This is a genomic window from Candidatus Zymogenus saltonus (assembly GCA_016929395.1).
In the GTDB taxonomy this organism is placed as follows: Bacteria; Desulfobacterota; Zymogenia; order Zymogenales; family Zymogenaceae; genus Zymogenus; species Zymogenus saltonus.
Genome location: JAFGIX010000032.1, coordinates 53028 through 75186, shown reverse-complemented (window position 1 = coordinate 75186; position 22159 = coordinate 53028). Strand labels below are relative to the sequence as shown.

The 22159-nt window shown below is 50.0% G+C and carries 23 protein-coding genes, 6 tRNA genes and 1 other RNA gene; 4 read left to right on the top strand and 26 right to left on the bottom strand.

The genetic code is table 11. The features are described from left to right. Positions 1–106 precede the first annotated feature (106 nt). The 20 genes from JW984_07015 to JW984_06920 all read right to left on the bottom strand — a co-directional run bounded on the left by JW984_07015 (position 107) and on the right by JW984_06920 (position 14617). Positions 107–757, bottom strand: coding sequence for a carboxymuconolactone decarboxylase family protein (locus JW984_07015; GenBank protein MBN1572928.1), 651 nt, complete (start codon positions 755–757; stop codon positions 107–109). A gap of 267 nt (positions 758–1024) precedes the next feature. Continuing rightward, positions 1025–1100 (bottom strand) — tRNA-Asn (locus JW984_07010). 230 nt (positions 1101–1330) lie between these two features. Beyond that, positions 1331–1924 (bottom strand): gliding-motility protein MglA, encoded by a 594-nt coding sequence (locus JW984_07005; protein MBN1572927.1) that lies wholly within the window; start codon positions 1922–1924, stop codon positions 1331–1333. A gap of 17 nt (positions 1925–1941) precedes the next feature. Next, positions 1942–2430, bottom strand: a complete 489-nt coding sequence (locus JW984_07000; GenBank protein ID MBN1572926.1) for a roadblock/LC7 domain-containing protein — start codon at positions 2428–2430, stop codon at positions 1942–1944. A gap of 99 nt (positions 2431–2529) precedes the next feature. After that, on the bottom strand, positions 2530–3249 hold the full coding sequence (locus tag JW984_06995) for a (2Fe-2S)-binding protein (protein MBN1572925.1): 720 nt from the start codon (positions 3247–3249) through the stop codon (positions 2530–2532). An 8-nt stretch (positions 3250–3257) separates the two neighbouring features. Then, positions 3258–5117: a 4Fe-4S binding protein gene (locus JW984_06990; protein MBN1572924.1), complete on the bottom strand. Its 1860-nt coding sequence runs from the start codon at positions 5115–5117 to the stop codon at positions 3258–3260. Between the two features lie 22 nt (positions 5118–5139). Next, complete coding sequence (locus JW984_06985) at positions 5140–5601, bottom strand: NAD(P)H-dependent oxidoreductase subunit E (GenBank protein MBN1572923.1); 462 nt, start codon at positions 5599–5601, stop codon at positions 5140–5142. 25 nt (positions 5602–5626) lie between these two features. Next, positions 5627–6568, bottom strand: a complete 942-nt coding sequence (locus tag JW984_06980; protein MBN1572922.1) for a pyruvate synthase subunit beta — start codon at positions 6566–6568, stop codon at positions 5627–5629. Next, the gene (gene porA / locus JW984_06975) at positions 6565–7740 is read right to left on the bottom strand and encodes a pyruvate ferredoxin oxidoreductase (GenBank protein MBN1572921.1); all 1176 of its coding nucleotides are present in this window, start codon (positions 7738–7740) and stop codon (positions 6565–6567) included. Before porA ends, JW984_06980 begins: the two co-directional genes overlap by 4 nt. Further along, positions 7741–8079: a 4Fe-4S binding protein gene (locus tag JW984_06970; GenBank protein ID MBN1572920.1), complete on the bottom strand. Its 339-nt coding sequence runs from the start codon at positions 8077–8079 to the stop codon at positions 7741–7743. 3 nt (positions 8080–8082) lie between these two features. Beyond that, positions 8083–8631, bottom strand: a complete 549-nt coding sequence (locus JW984_06965) for a 2-oxoacid:acceptor oxidoreductase family protein (GenBank protein MBN1572919.1) — start codon at positions 8629–8631, stop codon at positions 8083–8085. A gap of 268 nt (positions 8632–8899) precedes the next feature. Further along, positions 8900–9490, bottom strand: coding sequence for a recombination protein RecR (gene recR, locus JW984_06960; protein MBN1572918.1), 591 nt, complete (start codon positions 9488–9490; stop codon positions 8900–8902). Between the two features lie 28 nt (positions 9491–9518). After that, a complete protein-coding gene (locus JW984_06955; GenBank protein ID MBN1572917.1) occupies positions 9519–9848 on the bottom strand; it encodes a YbaB/EbfC family nucleoid-associated protein in 330 nt (109 codons plus the stop codon). Between the two features lie 26 nt (positions 9849–9874). Then, positions 9875–11566, bottom strand: coding sequence for a DNA polymerase III subunit gamma/tau (dnaX, locus tag JW984_06950; GenBank protein MBN1572916.1), 1692 nt, complete (start codon positions 11564–11566; stop codon positions 9875–9877). 23 nt (positions 11567–11589) lie between these two features. Beyond that, positions 11590–12345: a restriction endonuclease gene (locus tag JW984_06945; GenBank protein MBN1572915.1), complete on the bottom strand. Its 756-nt coding sequence runs from the start codon at positions 12343–12345 to the stop codon at positions 11590–11592. Between the two features lie 40 nt (positions 12346–12385). Continuing rightward, positions 12386–13447: a DNA adenine methylase gene (locus tag JW984_06940; protein MBN1572914.1), complete on the bottom strand. Its 1062-nt coding sequence runs from the start codon at positions 13445–13447 to the stop codon at positions 12386–12388. A 125-nt stretch (positions 13448–13572) separates the two neighbouring features. Further along, positions 13573–13671: signal recognition particle sRNA small type (gene ffs / locus JW984_06935), an RNA gene on the bottom strand. Positions 13672–13751: 80 nt separating this feature from the next. Beyond that, positions 13752–13842: transfer RNA gene (locus JW984_06930), tRNA-Ser, on the bottom strand. A 63-nt stretch (positions 13843–13905) separates the two neighbouring features. Next, positions 13906–13999, bottom strand: a tRNA-Ser gene (locus JW984_06925). 69 nt (positions 14000–14068) lie between these two features. Further along, entirely contained in the window at positions 14069–14617 is a 549-nt protein-coding gene (locus tag JW984_06920; GenBank protein MBN1572913.1) for a nucleoside deaminase, read from the bottom strand. A gap of 300 nt (positions 14618–14917) precedes the next feature. On the opposite strand from JW984_06920, the gene JW984_06915 reads away from it, so the two are divergent. After that, a complete protein-coding gene (locus tag JW984_06915; protein ID MBN1572912.1) occupies positions 14918–15118 on the top strand; it encodes a hypothetical protein in 201 nt (66 codons plus the stop codon). Positions 15119–15350: 232 nt separating this feature from the next. On the opposite strand, the gene JW984_06910 is transcribed toward JW984_06915, so the two are convergent. The 6 genes from JW984_06910 to JW984_06885 all read right to left on the bottom strand — a co-directional run bounded on the left by JW984_06910 (position 15351) and on the right by JW984_06885 (position 19058). Next, positions 15351–15437 (bottom strand) — tRNA-Leu (locus tag JW984_06910). 221 nt (positions 15438–15658) lie between these two features. After that, positions 15659–15733, bottom strand: a tRNA-Cys gene (locus JW984_06905). Between the two features lie 10 nt (positions 15734–15743). Continuing rightward, positions 15744–15818: transfer RNA gene (locus JW984_06900), tRNA-Gly, on the bottom strand. A 75-nt stretch (positions 15819–15893) separates the two neighbouring features. Beyond that, on the bottom strand, positions 15894–16922 hold the full coding sequence (locus JW984_06895; GenBank protein ID MBN1572911.1) for a tetratricopeptide repeat protein: 1029 nt from the start codon (positions 16920–16922) through the stop codon (positions 15894–15896). A 15-nt stretch (positions 16923–16937) separates the two neighbouring features. Further along, positions 16938–18359 (bottom strand): phosphoglucomutase/phosphomannomutase family protein, encoded by a 1422-nt coding sequence (locus JW984_06890; GenBank protein ID MBN1572910.1) that lies wholly within the window; start codon positions 18357–18359, stop codon positions 16938–16940. A 21-nt stretch (positions 18360–18380) separates the two neighbouring features. Next, on the bottom strand, positions 18381–19058 hold the full coding sequence (locus tag JW984_06885) for a LysE family transporter (GenBank protein ID MBN1572909.1): 678 nt from the start codon (positions 19056–19058) through the stop codon (positions 18381–18383). A 106-nt stretch (positions 19059–19164) separates the two neighbouring features. Between JW984_06885 and JW984_06880 the strand changes: the two genes are divergently transcribed. The 3 genes from JW984_06880 to JW984_06870 all read left to right on the top strand — a co-directional run bounded on the left by JW984_06880 (position 19165) and on the right by JW984_06870 (position 22014). After that, positions 19165–19581 carry an NUDIX hydrolase gene (locus JW984_06880; GenBank protein ID MBN1572908.1) on the top strand — a complete coding sequence of 139 codons (417 nt, stop codon included), beginning with the start codon at positions 19165–19167 and terminating at the stop codon, positions 19579–19581. 135 nt (positions 19582–19716) lie between these two features. After that, positions 19717–21105, top strand: a complete 1389-nt coding sequence (locus tag JW984_06875) for a TldD/PmbA family protein (protein MBN1572907.1) — start codon at positions 19717–19719, stop codon at positions 21103–21105. A 30-nt stretch (positions 21106–21135) separates the two neighbouring features. Next, the gene (locus tag JW984_06870) at positions 21136–22014 is read left to right on the top strand and encodes a 3-keto-5-aminohexanoate cleavage protein (protein MBN1572906.1); all 879 of its coding nucleotides are present in this window, start codon (positions 21136–21138) and stop codon (positions 22012–22014) included. Positions 22015–22159: the final 145 nt, after the last annotated feature.

The window sequence follows — 22159 nt, the reverse complement described above, 5'->3', positions numbered from 1 at the left end:
TTAACTTGAAATGGTGAATTCAGGAATCTTTTCCTTTAGTATTGAAATCCTGTTACTGCCTTTTTCACTATTGTGCTTTCCATTCTTTATAATAATAATCGACTAATTAGTTTTGTATTTTTTTTGTAAAAGGAATAAGTGGGATTAAGAAAGGAGCAGTAAAGATGAAAAAAAATAGTTCAAAAATAACATTACTATTTTGGGCCTTGTTCCCTCTCAATCGGCTTAAAAAAGCATCAAATGTATTTCCCGAAAGGTTTCCAAAGAAAATCATCCTAATTATTAGAATTATATGTTTTGCTGTCTTTTCTCCATAATACTCGAACAATCTTGCTTTCATTTCTTCATTTGGATTTCTGTTGGTTTCAGCATAATGTTGTGCGTATAATAGTCCCATTGTCTCAAAATCAGAGGCATCCGCCTTGAATTGCAGGTTTAACATATTTTTTACTTCATCTTCACTTATTCCGCTTGATACCGCTTGTTTCGCATGAAACCATGCACAATAGATACATCCATTGACCGCAGTAACCACGATCATAATTTTTTCCTTAAAAGCTTTACTTATTTTTTTACTTCGCAACGAACCAATAATGTGCGGAAGATTGTATAAAAGAATTCCTAAATCCTTTGTTAGCAAACTTGCTGTGAATACTTTTTTGTCAAATTTTTGTGTCATTTTTTCTACTGTTGCAAAGTTTATAAAATTATTAAATACCCTTCTTAATCCATTTTCTAAGTCAAGAAGATTCTTCAACTATCGGGAGGCTGAGGGAGGTTGCCCTCCCCCGGCTGCCACTTCGGCTTTTGATTATTCGAGGCCGTTGACTGACGATTTAATTCTGAAACCAAACCTGAATTGCTATTTCCACACGTGGTCTTTAAAAATCGTTTTACGCCCGCTTTCCACGGATGAAAATCACTGGCTCAATCGAAGCGGGGAAGAAAGATCACGACAGATGGAGGCCGCGCAGTTTCCCGGCAAAAAAGGGGTTAGGCAAAACGCCCAACCCCTTTAGATTACTGGCTCCCCGGACAGGACTCGAACCTGTGACATGGTGGTTAACAGCCACCCGCTCTACCAACTGAGCTACCGAGGATCGATTTGTTTTATATATTACACATATAGAAAAATATTTCAACTGAAAAAATAAGTTGAAATATTTTAAAAAACAGTTTATTTCTATCACCGCCCCCCCTCTCCCTTACCGATCCACCCTGCATCACTTACTCCCCTCCCCCTTCCCCTTTTCCCCACTCCCCCCACTTAACCAAACCTCACTTACCCCCCCCTTCCCCCACCTGCACCACCTGCCCGTCCCCAACCTTACTACCCGCCTGCCCCCTTCTTGAGCTCGACGAGGACGAGCTTGGCCACCGACTTAAGTGTCTCGAACACGCCCGGCCCTTCGGTCGCTATCGACTCGAATTCAGGCACGCCGTTCGGATTCAGCAGTTTCCTCATTTCTTCGACCGGGGCGGCGTTTGGTAGGTCCCTCTTGTTATACTGCATTACGTAGGGAATCAAATCGAGGGAATAACCCTGTTCCACCAGATTTGCTTTCAGGTTTTCTACACTTTCTACATTGGCCTCCATGCGCTCGACCTGGGAATCGGCCACAAAGACGATCCCGTCCACCCCTTTAAGTATCAGTTTTCTGCTTGCATCGTAGAACACCTGCCCCGGAACGGTGTACAGGTGGAATCTCGTTTTAAAGCCCCTGATTTCCCCAAGGGACAAGGGGAGAAAGTCAAAGAAGAGGGTCCTCTCCGTTTCGGTTGCCAGGGATATCATCTTGCCCTTGGCATCCGGATTTGTCTTCTTATATATATACTGTAAATTTGTAGTTTTGCCGCACAATCCGGGACCATAATAAACTATCTTACAGTTAATTTCTCTTGCCGGATAATTGATAAATGACATAAAGTACTGCTCTCCTCCTACTCGCTAAAGAGCTTGTCAATATCATCGTCGGTGATTTCAGCGAAGGGTGAAACGCCTTCTTCCGTTTTTGAATCCACTTTTCTGAGTAACTCATCAAAAATCGTCGTCAGATCATCCCCAGCCTTCTTGGCCCTTAATCTTACGAGTCCCAACGAGGATCGTTCATCGAATATAACAACCATAATTACGCGTCTGCCGACTATCGAGATATAGATATTATCCCTATATCCCTCGTGGAAGATAATGGTAAATTCTTTTTCTCCCAAGAGTTTGGCCATACTTCCTGTGGCGGCGATGTTACCCGCGGTAAGGGACGCCAGAGAAGTAGTGTCAAGGTTCTCGGTCTCGCCGGTATTTGCAATCAGCTGACCATTCCTGTCAACAAGAAAGATAACCTTGGCATTTGTCTCGGAGTAGAGTTTTGTCAAGACATCGTTTATTCTCTTGAACTCTTCCTCATAAAGGACAAGCTGTGTAAAGCTCATCTATTCTCCCCCAGAATTTCATACAACATGTATCTTAAAAAGGCATATAAGTTAATACAATATACCAGAAAAGAAATAATTTTACAACTTTTTTTTTGATTATCTGCAATTCCAACATAAATTATAGAAATCTTCGGGAAGGTCGGCAAGGTTCCTGATATAATCGAGCTGTCTTTTAGGGGCGATATACGCGCCGCAGCTCTCGCACCTCGAAAGTTCGAGCTCGACCTTCCAATTCTCGATATATCTTTTGCCGTTTTCATCCCTCATCTTGATGTATCCGGTCGGACATACGTAGACGCAGGAGCCGCACCCAATGCATGTCTCCGAAGACTCCATAAACGGCGTCGCGGGGACCCTGTCGATTCCCCTGTTTGCGAATCCGAGGGCCTTGACCCCCACAACCTCGTCGCACGTCCTGACGCACATGCCGCACAGGATGCACTCGTCGTTTACGAGCTCGAGCCTTCCCCCCTTAACCCCGTAGAATTCGGCCAGTTTTTTTATCTCCTCGTTTTCAGGCGCCCGGGCAAGGAGCAACTCGATGACAACGTTTCTTGTTAAGACAACCCGCTCTGTATCGGTTTTTACCTTGAGCCCCTCTTTTGCCGGGTAGTTGCAGGAGGTTACCACCCTCATCCTTCCCCGTTCTTCGATCTCGACGAGGCACATCCTGCAAACCCCGTAGGGCTCGAGGGCGTCGTTGTGGCACAGGGTCGGTATGTAAACATGTCTCTCCCTGGCTATGGAAAGGAGCGTCGCTCCCTTTTTGACCTCTATCTCTTCACCGTTGAGCTCTATTTTAACGACTTCTTTCATTTCGATCCCTATTCTATCATTACGGCATCGACCGGGCATACCTCGTAGCAGGCCCTGCAGCGAATACACAATTTCTCATCGATCACGTGCGGCTTCTTGTTTTCTCCCGTTATTGCGGAGGATGGGCACACCTTCAGGCACCTTCCGCACCCGATACAGTCGCCCTCGATTATTGAAAAAGTTATGAGGTCCTGGCACACGCCCGCCGGGCACCTCTTCTCCTTTATATGGGCCTCGTATTCATCCCTGAAGTACTTGATGGTGGAGATAACCGGATTCGAGGCGCTTCCCCCCAGGGCGCAGAGGGATCCCCAGGTCATACAGTCGCCGATATCTTTAAGAAGCTCGATATCCCCCTCCTTGCCCTTGCCCTCCGTAATCCGGGTCAGCACGATAAGGAGCTGTCTCAGCCCCTCCCTGCAGGGCGTGCATTTGCCGCACGACTCGTCGACGAGGAAGTTGATGAAATACTTCGCCACGTCCACCATGCAGGTTTTCTCGTCCATTACAATCATGCCGCCCGAGCCCATCATGGAGCCGAGCTTTGTAAGCTCATCGAAGTCCACGGGCGCGTCGAGATGCGCCTCCGGGATACACCCGCCGGACGGCCCCCCGGTCTGCACCGCCTTGAACTTTTTACCTCCCGGGATTCCACCCCCGATGCCGTAGATTATCTCCCTCAGGCTTAGACCCATAGGGACCTCGACCAGGCCCACGTTGTTTACACTCCCTACGAGGGAGAAGACCTTCGTCCCCTTGCTTTTTTCGGTGCCTACGGCCGCGAACCAGTCCGCCCCGCGGTTTATAATGAGGGGTACGTTGGCCCATGTCTCCACGTTGTTGAGATTGGTGGGCAGGTCGTTCAGGCCCTTCTCGGAAGAGTGGACATATTTCGCCCTCGGTTCTCCGGCCCTTCCCATGATGGAGGCCATCAACGCCGAAGACTCGCCGCAGACAAAGGCGCCGCCGCCCCTGTTTATCTCGATATCAAACGAGAATCCAGAGCCGAGGATGTTCTCCCCCAATAACCCGTAGTCCCGGGCCGACTTGATCGCCAGATCGAGGTGCTTTACCGCCAGCGGATACTCCATCCTGACGTAGATATAACCCTTATTCGACCCGATGGCATAAGCCCCGATTATCATCCCCTCTATGACGCTGTGGGGGTCACCCTCCATGAGGGACCTGTCCATGAACGCCCCCGGGTCTCCCTCGTCTCCGTTGCAGATCACGTATCTGATGTTATCCGGCCCGCCGTCAGCGTCCTTTACGGAGCGCCACTTCCTCGCCGTGGAGAATCCCCCGCCCCCCCGGCCGCGAAGCCCGGCCTTGTCTATCTCGTCGACTATCCGCTCTGGGGAAAGCCCGTTCAGCGCCTTTGCGAGGGCGCTGTAGCCCCCCTGGGCGATATATTCATCGATGCTCGTGGGATCGATCTTGCCGTTATGCCTCAAAACCCAGCGAAGCTGATTCTTGTAGAAGGGGATGTCCTCTTCCTTGGTTATCGGATCGTCCTTCTTGGTCATCCTGTAGAGGTATTTGTCGTGGGGCACCCCGGAGATTAGCGTCTCCTTCAAAATATCGGGGACACCCTTTAGATCCACCCTCTCGTAGAATATACTCTGGGGGAGAAAGACCACCAGCGGCCCCCGCTCACAAAATCCGTGGCATCCGGTAATCTTTACCTCGACTTCCGCCTTCAGCTTCTGGCTCTTGAGCTCCGCCTCGAAGGCCTTTGCGACCTCGAGGCTCCCGTTGGATATACACCCCGTTCCGCCGCACACGAGTATCTTCTGTTTGTTAGGATCCTGTTTTTCGAGGATGGACTTTCTGAGCTCCTCGAGTTTGTTTGGGGTTTCAAGCCTCATATTCAAAAGACCTTCTCATCTACTACTTCTTGTATTGTTTCAGAACCTTGTCTATCTTTTCTATGGTCATCTTGCTGTGGTTTTCCTCGTCCACCTGTACCAAGGGCGCCAGGGCGCAGGCGCCTAGGCAGTTTACGGTCTCTAAGGTGAACTTCTTGTCCTTGGTCGTCTCTCCCGCCTTAACTTTAAGGGCCCGCTCGAATCCCTCGGCAATCCTCTTGCCCCCCTTTATGTGACACGCGGTACCAAGGCAGACCCTGATTTCGTGCTCGCCCCTGGGGACAAGGCTGAAGGCCTTGTAGAACGTGGCGATGTGGTAAATGCGGGCCTCCGGGATGTCGAGGTCGTCGGAGAGCTTTTTCACGGCCTCCCTGGGGATGTACCTGAACTCCGATTGGACGTCCTGGAGCATAAGGATGACCTTCGATGCATCACCGTTGTGATCTTTGACTATTTTGTCAACGCTTTTTTCGCTGTAGTTCATACTACTCCCAACGAGCCGAAATCGGCTAAAGCTCGGTTAATTTAACGAGTTCTTCGTATTCCTTGTCCACCCTTTTTTGGATCTCCTCGATATGCTCCTCGCTGAGATGCCGGTATCTCCCCTGCCCCTTCATGTAGTCGACCACCGGCCTCCTCTTCTCACTCTTTTCATCAATATGGGCGGTCATCCTGTACTTGCCGTGCACCACCTCGTATAGGGGAAAAACCCCCGTCGCGACGGCGAGTCTCCCGTACTTTATGGCGAGGTGGGACGGGATCCTCCAGCCCGTGGGGCAGACCGACAGGACGTGGATATAGGAGGGGCCTCCCAGGGCGACCGCCTTCTTGACCTTCTCCTGAAGATCGAAGGGGTAGCTCGAGCAGGCTGTGGCCACGTACGGAATATTGTGCGCCGCCGCGATCCTCGACATGTTCTTCTTCCAGGTGGCCTGCCCGATCGACTTGCTCCCGGACGGGGACGTGGTCGTCGCGGCCCCGAAGGGTGTCGAGCTGGAGCGCTGAATCCCCGTGTTCATATAGGCCTCGTTGTCGAAGCAGACGTACATGAAGTCTTTGTGCTGGCGCTCCAGCGCCCCGGAGAGGGCCTGGAGCCCGATGTCGGAGGTGCCGCCGTCTCCCGCCATTCCCACCGAGATTATCCTCTTTTTTGGAATCCTCCCCTTTCTCATCAGCGCCTTCAACCCCGCGTTCATGCCGGACGCCACAGCCGCGGCGTTCTCGAAGGCGACGTGAATCCAGGGGACATTCCACGATGTAAGGGGCAGCGGCGATGAGACGATCTCCATACAGCCGGTCGCGTTTGCGATTACGATGTCGTCCCCCAGCGCCTTAAGCACGTGTCTCACCGCCAGCGCCTCGGCACACCCCTGGCATGCCCTGTGTCCCTCGGCGAAATTCTCCTTCTGGTTAGTCAGATTCGGGGCGTAAACTCTGTATCTGTCAATCATTCCCTCACCCCCCATAAGTAGAATTCCTTCACGGTTCCATCCTTTATTGCGTTTATCGCCGTCTCGTACATACCAAAAAACTCCTCGGGCGGGACGTCCCTCCCGGAGAGGCCGCAGACAAAATCCACGATGTTCGGCGTATCCTTTAATTTATACATAGCGGCCTTTATCTGCTCCGCCAGAGGCCCGCAGACACCTCCCAGGGCGAGAAATCTCTCTATGACGAGGACGTTTTTAAACTTGGTAAGTGCGGACAGAATATCTTCCGTGGGGAAGGGCCTGAAGAGTCTGATCTTCACAAGACCCACCTTTACCCCCTTTTGCCGCATCGCATCCACAACCTCCATCCCCAGCTCGGAGAAGCTTCCTATCGTTACGAAGACCGTGGCGGCGTCGTCGGTCATATACTCCTCGACGGCCGTGTAGTGCCTGCCGGTCAGTTTTCCCCACTCCTCCCATACCTCCTTGATCACCGCCTCAGACTCCCTCAACGCAACGTCGTGGGCCATCTTCGTTTCGGTGAATATCTCCGGCATCGTAAAGGCTCCCATCGTAACGGGCCTGTCCGGATGCATAGTGTAGATCGGGTCAAACGGCGGGAGAAAACTATCTACGGTCTTTTGATCGACCGGCTCGAAAGGCTCGATGACGTGGCTCAAGATAAAGCCGTCCATGTTGACAATAACAGGCAAAAGCACCCTTCTGTCCTCGGCTATCCTGAATGCGCAGATGGTCTGGTCGAAGTCCTCCTGGCCGTTCTCCACGAATATCATTATCCAGCCGCAGTCCCTGTTCGCCATGATGTCGCTATGGTCGTTCCAGATGGTCAGCGGCGCCGAGACAGTCCTGTTGGCCACCGTCATCACCACCGGAAGCCTCATCGGCGCTACGGCGTAAAGGATCTCGCTCATTAGCTGAAGTCCCTGGGAGGCGGTGGCGGTGTATGTCCTCGCGCCGGCGGCGGAGCTCCCCGCGCAGGCGCTCATGGCGGAGTGCTCGCTCTCCACACAGATATACTCGGCGTCTAACTCCCCGTCGGCGACGAGCTCGGACAGGTGCTCGACTATGTGGGTCTGGGGAGTTATGGGATATGCGGCGATCACGTCGACGTTGGCGAGCTTGACCGCCTCCGAGACCATCAGGGAGACCTCCATCCCTATCCTATTAGTCATCTAATCCACCTCCTCGATCATCTCAATGCAGCCCGTAATGCACTCGTGGGCGCATATGCCGCATCCCTTGCAGTACTCGAGGTCGGCGACGAAGTAGTGATCGTACTTGATTTTTCTGCCGTCCTTGGCGGTAACGATAAACTCCCCCGCCCTCTTCTCTATGGCGTTGTCCGGACAGAAGTTCCAGCACACGCCGCATCTTATACATTTTTCCTGGTTCCACTGGGGCCTCTGGGACTTCCAGTCCCCCGTGTGGTACTCGATTGAGTTTCCCGGCTCGTCCACGACGTTGCCAACCGTCAAGTCCTTCCAGGTGTATTGATCCATCGGCTTTGCCAATCTTTAGACCTCCACTTTGGTTTCTTCTATAGCCCGTCTAAAAACCTTTATGTTCTTTTCGGCGATCCTGCCGAAGCGCTCTTTGAGAGGCCCTATCATCGACTCCTCATCGACGATATCCGTCGTGGCGACCATCGCCCCGAGCATGGTGGTGTTGGTTATGGGGAGATTCAATACCTCCCTTGCGATGGCTGATGCGTTGACAACGGCCACCCTCTTTGTGTAGCCGAACTGTTTTTTTATCTCCCCTATGCTTTTATGTGTGTTTATTATCACCAATCCGTCGTCCTTCAGGCCCGCCGTCGGGTCGATTATCTCCAAGAGCGACGGGTCGAGAACCACCGCCACGTCCGGTTTGTATATCTTCGACCTCAGCCTTATAGGCTTGTCGTCCACCCGGGCGAACGCCATGACCGGGGCGCCCCTCCTCTCGGGGCCGAAGTTCGGGAAGGCCTGGGCGTACTTGCCCTCCGAGATGGCGGCGTGGGCGACCATCTCGGCGGAGGTGACGGCCCCCTGCCCCCCCCTTCCGTGAAAAATTATCTCAATCACTTATTATCCTTATAAGCAGGGTAACTCTCTCGTATCACAATTAAAATTTTTCCCCCTCCCCCCCCTCTACCCATCTACTCCTATTCCCTTCGCTCCCTTCCCCCCATCCCCCCCTTTTTCTCCCCAACCCCGATCCACCTTTCGCAATGGAAATTACCCGTGTTGTATATCAAAAAAATTTTCCTTAATCAAGAAAAAATGAAAAAAAATTTGCGAAAATCCCTTCTCTAAAATTTTCTCCTGTTCGCCTAAAATCCCTTTCTTTTTGCTAAAATCTCTTTCTGTTTGATATTGCCTCGGAGAGTGTCTGCGGATCAAAATACTCCAGGTCCCCCCCGACAGGCACACCCCTGGCTATCCTTGTAATCATAACCGGCAGATCCTTAAGCCTCTCCTGAATGAAATGGGCCGTGGCCTCCCCCTCCTTGGTCGGATTCGTGGCGATGATCACCTCGGTGGCCTCCCCTCCTTTGACCCGCCTCCTCAACTCCTCGATCCGCAGCTCATCGGGGCCTATCCCCATTATCGGGGAGATCGCCCCGTGAAGGATGTGGTACCTCCCCTTGAAGACCACGCTCTTCTCTATCGCCATCATGTCTCTCGGGTCTTCCACAACGCAGATCTGGCCGTTTTCCCTCCTTTTGTCGGAACATATGATGCACGGGTCGGTGTTCGAGAAATTGTAGCAAATCGAGCAAACCTTGATCTTCTCCTTTACATCAACAATCGCGCCCGCCATCTTTCTGGCGTCCCTGTCGACCAAGGAGACGATGAAATAGGCGTAACGCTGGGCGGTCTTTTCTCCAACGCCCGGCAATCTCTTGAACTCTTCAATGAGGTTTCTTATCGGATCATCCATCGATTCAATATCGGACTATATTTTTATATTACAGATTAAGGCCTGGGATATTTATCCCGCCCGTTATCTTGAGCATCTCCTCTTTCACCATCTCCTGAGATTTCAAGAGCCCCTCGTTTACCGCCGCAAGCACCAGGTCCTGCAGCATCTCAACGTCCGCAGGATCTACGATATCTTTTTCTATGGTAATGGACAGAAGCTCCTGGCGGCCGTTCACAACCACTGTTACCATACCGCCCCCGGAGCTCGCCTCAATGGTCTTCGATGCCATCTCCTCCTGGATACGCATCATGTCCTGTTGCATCTTCTGGGCCTGCTTCATTATATCGCCAAACCCGCCGCCGCCCTGTCGTGACATTTTCTTCTCCTATAAATACTTTTTTCTCATTTCTTAACCGGGTCATACCCCTCAACCGTCACGCCGTCAAAAACATCGAATACATTTTTCACGGTCCCGGAATCGATCAAATCCCGATAGGGATTTACCTTTTCATGGGGCCCTTTACCGGATTCCCCCTCTTTACCTTTCGCCTCCACGCCCGAAATCCGAACCGCTATCTCCCTCTTGTAATATTCAGATAACTCCCTCTCGAGCTCCTTCACCTTCTCCGCCCCGGAGATTAGGCTCAGGGCAAGGCTCCCTTTGGGAAACGTTATGACAGCTATATCCCCCTCCAACTTAAAGGAGAGCTTATCCTTTAAATGAGAATAGATGAGGGAGTTTTTGACCTTCAAATGAGATATAAACTCCCCCACCCTCTCACCATCATCATCAATACCGTCCCCTTTTCCATCACCGCTCTCCCCCCCTACTTCTTCTGTGGATTCCTCAACTTCCTTTTTTTTTTCGCCACCGCCGACAGAAGGCAGGTGGTCGCCCTCGGGAAAGAGTTCGGAATAGGATATCCCCTCTTCCCTCCTATCCTCCCCGCCTCCCTTTGGCGCAGCGGTGCTGCCGAGCCTCTCCAAAATTTCATCGATAGACCTCATCTCGGAGAGCCGTGTCATCTTTATCAGCGTCAGCTCCAAGAGCGTCTTCGGGTCGCCGGCGTTCTTCATCTGATACTCTATGCCGAACAGCACGTTGAAAAGGAGGGTTATCCCGTCAACGCTGTTCGGCTCCCCTAGGCCCCTCACCTCCTCAAGCTCTTCTGTGGTCAGCTCATCCAGCCCGTAGCTGGGGGCGACCTTCACCACCAGGATGTTTCTCATCAGATCGAGGAACTCCCTGTAATAGTGGTTGATGTCGTATCCCTGGCCGTATACCTCGTTCAGTATCGACAGGCAAAGGGGCGCGTCCCTTTTCATCAGTGCGTCCGCCATCCTGAAGAGAAGCTCGCGATCGGTCAGCCCCAGGACCCCCCTGACGTCTTCCTCGGAGACCTTTTTCCCAGCAAAACCGACCACCTGATCCATGAGGCTCTGGGCGTCCCTCATGCTCCCTTCTGCTTCTCTTGCGATTATCGTGAGGGCTCCCTCCGTGATCTCTATTCCTTCATTTACCGCGATCTTTTTCAGGGAGTCGATGATCTCTGTGAGGCCCAGGCGCCTGAAGTCGAATCTCTGGACGCGGGATAGTATCGTCACGGGTATCTTGTGCGGCTCGGTAGTCGCAAAGATAAAAATGACGTGAGCGGGAGGCTCCTCCAATATCTTCAGGAGGGCGTTGAATGCATTTATCGAGAGCATGTGGACTTCATCGATGATGTATATGTTGTACCTGCCCGCCGACGGCAGATACCGGACGTTTTCCCTGAGCTCCCTGATGTCATCCACGCCGGTGTTCGACGCCCCGTCGATTTCGTAGACGTCGGTTACGCTCCCCTCGTTTATGCCGATGCACATCCTGCATTTGTTGCACGGATCCGGGGTCGGGCCCTCCACGCAGTTCAGTGCCTTTGCCATTATGCGAGCCATAGTGGTCTTGCCCACGCCCCTCGGTCCGCTGAAGAGATAGGCATGGGCGATCCTTCCGATTCCGATTGCGTTTTTCAGGGTTCTCGAAACGTGGTTTTGGCCCACTACTTCGTCAAAGGTCTGGGGGCGGTATTTTCTTGCTATTACAAGGTACGACATTCTTTATTTTTTACTATCACCGTTCATGTAATTTGAAAATTCCTCCACTTAAGATATTCATTTAAGTTTCTATATGGAATATCAGAATCTATTGCCCTTGCCATATCTTTAGTTAAATAGTTCATCCAATAATCATCAAATGTCCTTTTCCCGTATTTAACAAATGGGCTTTTCCCCTCTTTTAGAATTTCTATTTCTTTAACCGAACCAATGTTTTTTGTATTGCCACTTCCAGGGTGATCTGACGCTATTTTCCATTTCTCTTGAAAAAGAAAAGTGAAATTTCTAATTACGGACAAGATATTTTCTATATCTTCTAACTTATACGTCATTTCTTCATTCACTATTTCTTCTATTCTTTCGTATACAATCCCCAATACAAAATGTTCACTATAATCATTATAAGGAAAAACAATATTCTTTTTAGAATTCCTATGACGAAAGTATCCTGTAAAAGCACCAAGAGTAAATCCATTCACTAATTGATTGCTTATTCTATATGTACTCTTTAAATCAATCGCATACTTTTCACCTTCATTTGATAAGAATGTTATATCTGGATAATGGTTTTGATGTTCAGTAAATATTATTTCAAAATTGTTTCTTTTTGCAAAACTGGAAATAATAGGTAATAGTATTATTTCAATAATTTTTGACAGAACTTTAGTATCCAATGATACTGTATAAATATTTCGATATACATCGATAAATCCTTTAATAATCCAATCTCCATCTTTAGTGGCAATTTTATTTTTAAATTCAGAAAAATTTTCAACCATGATTTTTTTAAATTCTTCGCTTTTCACAAAAACACCATAATTAAAAACCAATTAATAAAATCTCTTGTGATTTTTCATTTTTTGACAAGACATATTTATAATTACCAAAGCGTTCTATTCTTACATTTCTTTTATATTTCTTCATAATAGTTTCTAATTCATTCTCTGAAGGTATACCGTCACTTCTATAAGAAACCACTAAAATGCTATCCTTAAACCTATAAAATAAATTATCAAAAGCACTATATATTTCTTTTCGATTAGTCCATTCATTTGGCCTCATTTTTAAACGTCTATGTTTTGATTTATAATCAATGTTCTTCCCCCAACTATCATATATCGTAAGACCCTCTAAAAAATGATAGAATCCATAATAATCTACCGCGACACCACGTTTTGATATATAAGGTGTATCTATATATACAAGATCGAAATCTGTCGGGACTTCTAATATATTAAGATTTAATGATTTATTATTCTTTCCATTGTCAAAAACTGCTTTGTTGGCTTCATTTACAAAATTGACAAACCAGAAATCAAAAGGCTTATCCCATGTTGTTTTATTGCCGAAAGATCTCTCAACTTCTGAATTACGTATATAAAGATTTTTTCTATGAAACAGATTATATGGTCTTTTTATAATACAAGCTTGGCATAATGCAAAAAAACCGGTTGCAAATTTATAAGGATCTTCAAATTCTTTTAGATTGGCAATTATTTTATCTATCCACACATTTTCTTCGTCATTGAAATATATATCAGAGAAGTTGTCTTGCACAAAAGTAGGATATTTTCTTTGCGGATGATAAGAAAGAATAAAATCTATTTCATTTTTTTCTAAAATAGTTTCGTTATTCTCTATTAGCGATAAACCAAAATAATAGTTAAATTTCAGCAAATCATTATATGTTACACATTTTCCTTCCTTCTTTAAATGGTATCCAACTACACCAGTACCTCCAAACGCATCAAGACAATTAGAAAACTCAAATTCTCTAATATTTTCAATTATCCATTCAACGATTTTCGCTTTACTCCCTTGATAACGTGTTGATGGAAACCTTACAAATGCGTCTTCAAAAAGAGGTTGTTGAGTAGCCATATTTCTATCTATATCAAAACTTCTTTTCATTTTTTTGTTAATTATCTATTTTTATTAATTTAAATAAATATCTCCATTTCATATTATTATATATTTTCAAGCCTTTTTAAGTAACGGATATTTGTGATAGCCAGGTTAACCTGCGGCACATAGAGAGGGTCCCTACCGCTGCTTCCTTCCGGACCTGACGGGGTTCGGGAGCATCTATTGCACAGGACCCGGCTATCACAGATATCCGCTCATCTAACTAAAGATATTTGATAAAATGGATATTCTCGACAACCCCCCGCCCTGGAAATTGAAATGGCGGAGAGGGTGGGGTTCGAACCCACGGTACGCTATTAACGTACACGCGATTTCCAGTCGCGCACCTTCAGCCGCTCGGCCACCTCTCCGCATAATATTTTTTCATCCGGGCCTGGTCTTTTCCCCCTATTCTCACAGCCTTTATTAATAGTTGGCGGAGAGGGTGGGATTCGAACCCACGTGGGAGCTGTTAACCCCCAAACCGATTTCGAGTCGGTCCCGTTACGACCACTTCGGTACCTCTCCCCTCTTACTTCTTACACCAAAATATACAAATAGCGTTATATCGCTTTTATTCCGCTCCCTTTTCCTTGGCTACCGCCTCTCTTTAAAAAAATCCTGTATCAGTCTCCGCGCCTCTTCCTCCAGAATTCCCCCCGTCACTTCGACCCGATGGTTTAGTCTTTCGTCCCCCAATATCTTATAGAGGGAATCCACCGCCCCGGCCTTGATGTCAGGCGCCCCGTATATCAGTTTTTTCAGCCTCGCCTGAATAATCGCCCCGGCGCACATGATGCAGGGCTCGATTGTCACATACAGTTCCGCGCCCTCAAGTCGGTAATTGTTTTTTCCGCCGATCCTCGAAACGGCATCCCTAATCGCCACTATCTCCGCGTGGGCGGTTGGGTCGCCGCCCCTCATATCCACCCCCTCCCCTCCCCCCCCATCAGCCCAACTTATGCACATCACGCTGTTTCTCCCCCTCCCGACAACGGCGCCGTTATAAACCACCACGGCTCCAACCGGGACCTCACCGCTTTTCAGGGCTTCCCTTGCCTCATCGAGGGCGATCCCCATAAAATACTCGTGATCCGACACTCTGCTTACGGGATTCCCCTTACACTCCCTCTTAAAGGTCAACATCGGGTTATTTTATCATGTTTTGTCTTTGTTTCAAGACAAATAATCATTTTTTTTTACATAACATTTCAAAAAGTGGTCCAGTCTCAAATTGAAATCAATGGAACCGACCGTACAAATTGCCTTCAGTGGTTAGAGCGATAATTCCCGCTATTATTTTAGTCCTTAAGTAAAAAAAAAATGATTTTTAACATGCTAAATGTAAGATTTTTCTTGATATGTTATACAAATAGTGTTAGCATTATACAATTTCGTGCTGGTAAAGCATACGAAAAATGTTGTTTAACTTTTATGGAGACGAAAATGAAAAAGATTTCAATGTTTTTGCTGATCCTCTTTTCCATCGCTTCTCTGCTTATGTTCACGGGCTGCAAGGCTTCTGAGGAAGTCACCGAGCCTACGGACGAGGCAGTGACCGAAGAGACGACGCCTTCAGAGGAAGTCACGCCGTCAGAGGAAGCAACGCCCCCCGCAGAGACCGAAACAGAGACCGAAGCTGAATAGCAAAAACGCGGTTTTTATATTATCATTGGATAATATAATCTGATAGGTTGAAGAAGTCCTTAATTGGGCTAATGAACCCGATCCAAATCTGGATCGGGTTTATTTTTTTCGGGGGGAAGCTGACAGCCTTTTCGTGTTACATAGATAAAGGGCAGGTGAAAAAATATATGAATAAAAAAAGGATTCCACCAAATCGTGAAATCCCAGTTATTATCAATACTCTTTATATTCCTGGTGCCTGGGGCCGGAATCGAACCGGCACGGGGATAACCCCGAGGGATTTTAAGTCCCTTGCGTCTACCAATTCCGCCACCCAGGCTTTTTGGCAATTTTTTTATCTATCTTTTAATTGAAATCTCCTAAAAGCGTTGCCTGCCTGAACACCTCAAAAAAAAGCGCCCGACCCCCCCCCAAATACTCCCGACCCACAAACATTCCCGACCCTCCAAATACTCCCGACCCTCCAAATACTCCCGACCATCTAAACATTCCCAGCCACCCAAACATTCCCGACCCACAAACATTCCCGACCCCCCAAGTTGGAGGCGGCACCCGGACTCGAACCGGGGATAAAGGTTTTGCAGACCTCTGCCTTAGCCACTTGGCTATGCCGCCCGATATTTAATGGAGCGGGAAACGAGATTTGAACTCGCGACCCTCGCCTTGGCAAGGCGATGCTCTACCACTGAGCTATTCCCGCTCGATCTGTGCAATGAAGGTTAAGAATTTATCAAAAAAAAGTTTTTTTGTCAAGCAGATATGTTGTTAAAATTTGTCATTTTTCATTTAGTGCCCGCTCAAGGGTCCTGATCTGTCGTCCATACTCCTTGTTTTCGGGATCGTACTTCTGGGCCAGCCTGAAGTGTTTCAGGGCGTCTTCATACTCGCCCATTTTATAGTATATCCAGCCTATCAGGTGGAAGTATCTCGGATTTTTTTCGTCCAAGCTCAACGCCTTTTCGGCGTTTTTCAGGGCTTTTCCTAATTCATCCTCTTTGGTGGAGTAGATCTTTCCAAGTCCGAAGTAGACCCTGGGGTCTTTTTTGTCGAACTCTTTGGCTTTCAGGAAGTTTTTCTCCGATCTATCAAAGTCGTTGAAGTGGCCGTACGAGACGCCTAGACCGTAGTAGGCCTCAAAGGCATACTCCGGCTCGTCGACCAGCTTTGTATACTGGAGTATGGCCTTCTGGAACATCCCCGCCTGCCCGTAGAGATTGCCGAGATAGAGCGCCACTTCCGGATTCCACACATCTCCGAGGATGTATGCGGCCGTCTCCGCCTCGAGGACCGCTTTTTGGATAAATCCCTCGGCCTCGTAAGTTTTAGCGAGGTAGTAGTGAGAGTATGGGTGATTGGAATCGAGCTCGACGGCTTTTTCAAGGTATTTTTTTGCGTCATTGATATTTCCGAGCTTCAGGTTGACCACCCCGAGGTAGAAGTTCGTCGAAGCGCCCTCTTTGGCGACAACTATCGTCTTCTCCAGAAGCTTTTTCGCCCTCTCGTACTTACCCGCCACAATATAAGCCCATGAGAGGTTGTTGGAGATGAGGACGTTTCCCGGGGAGACCTTCAGCGCCTCGAGGTATTTCAGAATCGCGTTTTCTGTGTCCCCCTTTATGAGATAGAAATTTGCCTCGTTGTTCATGGCGAAAGCGGGATTTCCCTCCCCAAGGACGTACATCTCGTAGGCTTCTCGCATCTTGGGCGTGTCCTCACCCGTCACCGCCCTATCATCCTTTCCAAACAGCAAAATCGGAATGGAAATAAGTACGGCTACAATAAATACGGTCTTTATTTTTTTCAATTTTTTAACTCCTTTTTAAGTCCCGAGGATGAACTTTTTACCTGACTCGATTATCCTTTCGAGCTCCTTGTCGTCCTCTGCCTCGGCGTAGATACGAACGACCGGCTCTGTTCCCGATTTCCTGAAGAGTATCCAGGAGCCGTCTTCCAGGATATATTTTGTTCCGTCGATGGTATTTTTTTCTTTTATCTTTATATCGGCAAAATCTTTGGGGTCTGTCTTCATCTTTTCCGGGAAGGCTAGGTCGAGGGCCTCGGTCAACATCAGGTTTACGCGACGGGTCTTGAACGTCCCAACCCTTTTGTAGAGCTCATCGAGGAGCTCCTTTATCGATTTATTCTCCCTGGCTACCATCTCGAGGGTCAAGAGGCAGGCCAGGATGCCGTCCTTTTCCGGGAGGTGGCCCTTGATCGAGAAGCCGGCGCTCTCCTCCCCCCCACCGACCACCTCGCCCCCAGAGATATACTCGCCGATGTATTTGAACCCCACGGGTGTCTCGTAGCATTTCACGCCGTGGTACTTGGACACGGCGTCGATCAGGTGGGTCGTGGCGACTGTCCTCGCGACCCCCCCCTCGAATTTTCTTACTCTGATCAGGTAGTCCAACAAGAGGGCGATGATGTAGTTCGGCTCTATGAACGTCCCGTCGAAATCGAGGATTCCGAAGCGGTCGGCGTCGCCGTCGGTGGCTAGTCCCAGGCTGATTTTTTTGTCGTTTTTCACCAGCCGGGAAAGCTCATTAAGCTTCTCCTCCGATGGATCGGGACCCCCGCCCCCGAAGTAGGGATCGACCTCGTTGTGGATAACGGCTGTGTCTATTCCGTTTTCCGAAAGCGCCCGGTCGAGGTAACCTTTGCCCGTGGCGAAGAGGGGGTCGTAGGCCACTTTTTTCCCCCACTTCTTTATCACGGCGAAGTCTATCTTTCGATTCAGCTCATCGAGGTAATCGGGCCTCAGGTCGACGTCCGTCCAGAGGCCTTTCGATCTCGCCTCCTCCTCGGCCATCTCCTTGAATTTGCCTGTGCCCACCACCTCGTTTGCCCGATCCTCGATCCATTTCGTGGTCTCGGGGAGGGCCGGCCCCCCCCACTTCGGGGAGTACTTTATGCCGTTGTAGTCGTAGGGGTTGTGACTTGCGGTTATGTTTATTGCGCCGGCGGCCTTTCCGGATACGATGCCAAAGGCTATTGTGGGCGTAGGCACCGCCTCTCTTGAAAAAAGGACTCTTACTCCGTTTCCGACCACCACCCGGGCCGCATACTCGGCGAACCTTTCACCCAGGAAGCGGGAGTCGTAACCGACGATCAGTCCCTCCTTCTCCTCCTTTTCTCTGATCACGTATTCCGCGATCGCCTGGGCCACGCACCTTACGTTGAAGCCGGTGTAGTCATCCGCGATTACCCCCCTCCATCCGGAGGTGCCGAATTTTATGGCCATATCAAATCCTTATGCAAATCCTTATATCTTCAACAGGTAGTCAAATCCCGCCTTGAAAAAGTAGACGGAAAAAAACATCATCAAAACGCCGCACACCCCGACTACCCCCCTGTATACCTTGTCCGAAAAGAACTTTTTCCCGTAGCTTACCGATGACGAGATGAAGGTGTACCACGCAAAATCCGCGAGGATGTGTCCGACGAAAAAGGTGACGATGCCCAGGGCGCCAAACTTCATCGACATAAAAGTATACGCAAGGCCGATAGTAAACCACCATATGACCCAGTAGGGATTCACGAGGCTGACGACAATCCCGGACAGCACTGGGTTTTTCAGAAACCTCGATAGACTGCTATTCTTAAGCCTCTCCTCTTCTCCCATGAGTGTGATCGTCTTTACGCTCCTTATCATGCCGATCCCCATCCAGAGGAGAACGGCGCTTCCGATGAAGGCCACTCCGGACAGGATTTTGTCCTCCTTGAAAAATTCCCCGAGGCCAACCAGGATCAAGATCACGACGACGAGCTCCAGTATTCCGTGCCCGACGATGAGGAGCGGACCTACCCAGCTCCCCTTCTTGGCGCTCTCGGTTATCGTGACCGTAAGGAGGGGCCCGGGGATTATTGCCCCGGAGAGGGCGACTATAAAGGAGGTTACGAAAATCCCCGCATATATTCCGACATGTTCAAGCATAGACATAGACTATATCATTCTATCTACGAGACCGTCAAGAGATAAAAAACTTTGACAACCCTCATACGATTGTGTTACCATCTTTTTTCTTTGAAACCGCGAGCCTTAAAAAATGACCGGAGAGAAAACAAGGCGAAATCCCTTTCCGACGGTCGATATTATCATCGAGCTTGAGGGGAGGGAAGGGGCGATCGTCCTAATAGAGAGGAAAAACCCCCCCCACGGCTGGGCGCTCCCTGGCGGCTTTGTCGACTGGGGGGAGTCCCTTGAGGACGCGGCGGTTCGAGAGGCGCTGGAGGAAACTTCCCTCGATGTTGAGCTTATGAGGCAGTTTCACGCCTACTCTTTACCCGACAGGGACCCGAGGCACCACTCTATCACGATGGTTTTTATCGCCCAGGCTAAGGGGGAGCCGAGGGCCGCCGACGACGCAAAGAATATCGGCGTCTTCACCGAAAACACTTTACCCTCCCCCATCGCCTTCGACCACGCGGATATATTGAGGGACTATTTCTCCGGCAGATATTGAGGCGGGGGTCACCGGGATATTTTAGATGGAGGGTGGGTGGATTGTTTTGGTGGATTGCTTGGTTGATCTAATTGGTTGATTAGGATGGTTTTTTAGGTTTGTGGACTTACTAAGTCGATTGGTTGAGTATAATATATGAGTAATTTTGTCAATATAGATTCAGGAAAAATCCTGAAGGCCATTTTGAAAAACGGGGGCGAGTACGCGGACATCTATTGCCAGAGGAGCTACGCCACCTCGATAATCTGCGAAGACGACAAGATAGAAAAGGTCATCTCCGGAAGGGACTTAGGGGTGGGCCTGAGGCTCATCAAGAACCACAGGACGGCCTACGCCTACACCAACGATACGGAGGAGGCCGCTCTTCTTTCAATTGCGGACGACCTCTCCGGCGCACTATCAAAGGCAGGAAACTCCCCCGGGGACATTACGCTTGAGGCCCTTAAACCCTGCTTTTCCCAAAAGATAAAGATCGACCCCGCCGATGTGGATATAGAGAGGAAGATCGGGGCGGTGGTCGAGGCTAACGAGGCGGCGCGGGGCGAGAAGCAGGTCTCCCAGGTAAAGGTCGTCTACAGGGACGGCACGAATGAGATATTAACGGCGAACTCCTTTGGCAGCGTGACCAACGAGAAAAGAACAGGCTCCGTCTTTCTGGCCCAGGTCGTGGTTACGGACGGAGAGAGCATCCAGACCGGCTACGAGCCGATCGGCGGGGCGGTGGGCTTCGAGCTATTCGACGAGAGGTCGCCCGCGGAGGTGGCGCTCATCGCCGCGAACAGGGCCAGGCTTATGCTGAAGGCGGACCGCGCCCCAGGCGGCACGATGACCGTCGTCCTCTCCTCCGAGGCGGGGGGGACGATGATCCACGAGGCGGTGGGACACGGCCTCGAGGCGGACCTGGCGTCTAAGAAGCTCTCGGTCTACTCGGGGAGGCTCGGGGAAAAGGTCGCCTCCGAGCTGATCACGGTAATCGACGACTCCACCATCCCGAACAAGCGTGGGTCGTTTCTATTCGACGACGAGGGAACGCCCTCAAGCAAGACGATCCTCGTGGACGGGGGCACGCTCGTAAGCTTCATGTACGACAACCTCTCTGCGATAAGGGAGGGGAAAGAATCCACCGGAAACGGGAGGAGGGAGTCCTACAGGCAGAAGCCGATCCCGAGGATGACCAATACAATGATCGCTCCCGGGAAATCCGATCCGAAGGAGATACTGTCTTCGGTTAACAGGGGTCTCCTTGTAAAGAAGATGGGGGGCGGACAGGTCAACACAGTGAACGGCCAGTTCGTCTTTGAGGTTTCGGAGGGCTACATGATCGAGGGGGGAGTGGTGGGGCCGCCGGTTAGGGGGGCAATCCTCACAGGGAGCGGCCCACAGGTTCTGATGGAGATAGACATGGTCGGAAACGACCTCGGATACGGAATCGGCACCTGCGGGAAGGACGGACAGGGGGTGCCGGTCTCCGACGCCCAGCCTACCCTAAGGATTCCAAGCATCACGCTCGGGGGCAAAGTTTAAATTTAGAATTGTATTGAGGAGAACTCCAAAATGAACCCGGACATCCTTACAGACAAAAAAGTTATTATAACAGCGGCCATAACCGGGGGGATCCACGGAAAGCCGATGAACCCGAACATCCCGGAGCAGCCGGAGGAGCAGGCCCAGGCGGCGCTCGACTGTTACAACGCTGGGGCGGCGGTGCTCCACCTCCACGTGAGGGGGCCGGACGGCTTCAACACGGCCGATCTGAACATATACAACAAGGCGCTCAGTCTGATCGGGGAGAAGTCTCCCATCATCCGCCAGATAGGAAACGGCATCGGCGCCTACATCGACGAGAAGGGAGAGATCAGGGTTGCCAACCTTGATCAGCGCCTCGGACTCCTCACCATTTCGCCCCAGGCGGAGATGCACACCATAAACGCGGGGACATTCGAGTTCAGGACAAAGTACGGCTCCAGCACGTTCGAAAATCCCCTCTGGTTCAACGAGAAGTACGTCACGGGCCTAAACGAGCAGGGGATAGGGGTCGAGGTGGAGGTCTACGACATAAGCCACATCGCAAACATCATGGAGCTTGTGGAGAAGGGGATACTGAAGACGCCCGTACACTTCAGCTTCGTCATGGGTATCATGGGGGGGATACCGCCCGACCCGAGACACATAATGACGCTCCTTAATGAAATTCCGGAAGGCTCCACCTGGCAGGTCATAACGATCGGGAGGTACCAGCTGAGGATGACGGTCATGGCGATGACCATGGGAGGAAACATCAGGACGGGGATGGAGGACAACATCTACTACTCCCGGGGGGTTTTGGCTGAGAGCAACGCCCAGCTCGTGGAAAGGATGGTGAGAATCGCAAGGGATCTCGGCAGGGAGCCGGCCACGGTGGAGGAGGCGAAGGTCATGCTCGGATTGAAGTAGCCTCAACCCATCGGTCGCCTGTAGGAATCGAGAGGGGGCGGGATTAACGACTACGGCGGGGATTTTGGTGATTTCATATCGATACTGAGGCTTAACCACATCGTTTTATCTTTGCGTCTAATTATCTACTTTTACAAGGGGCTTA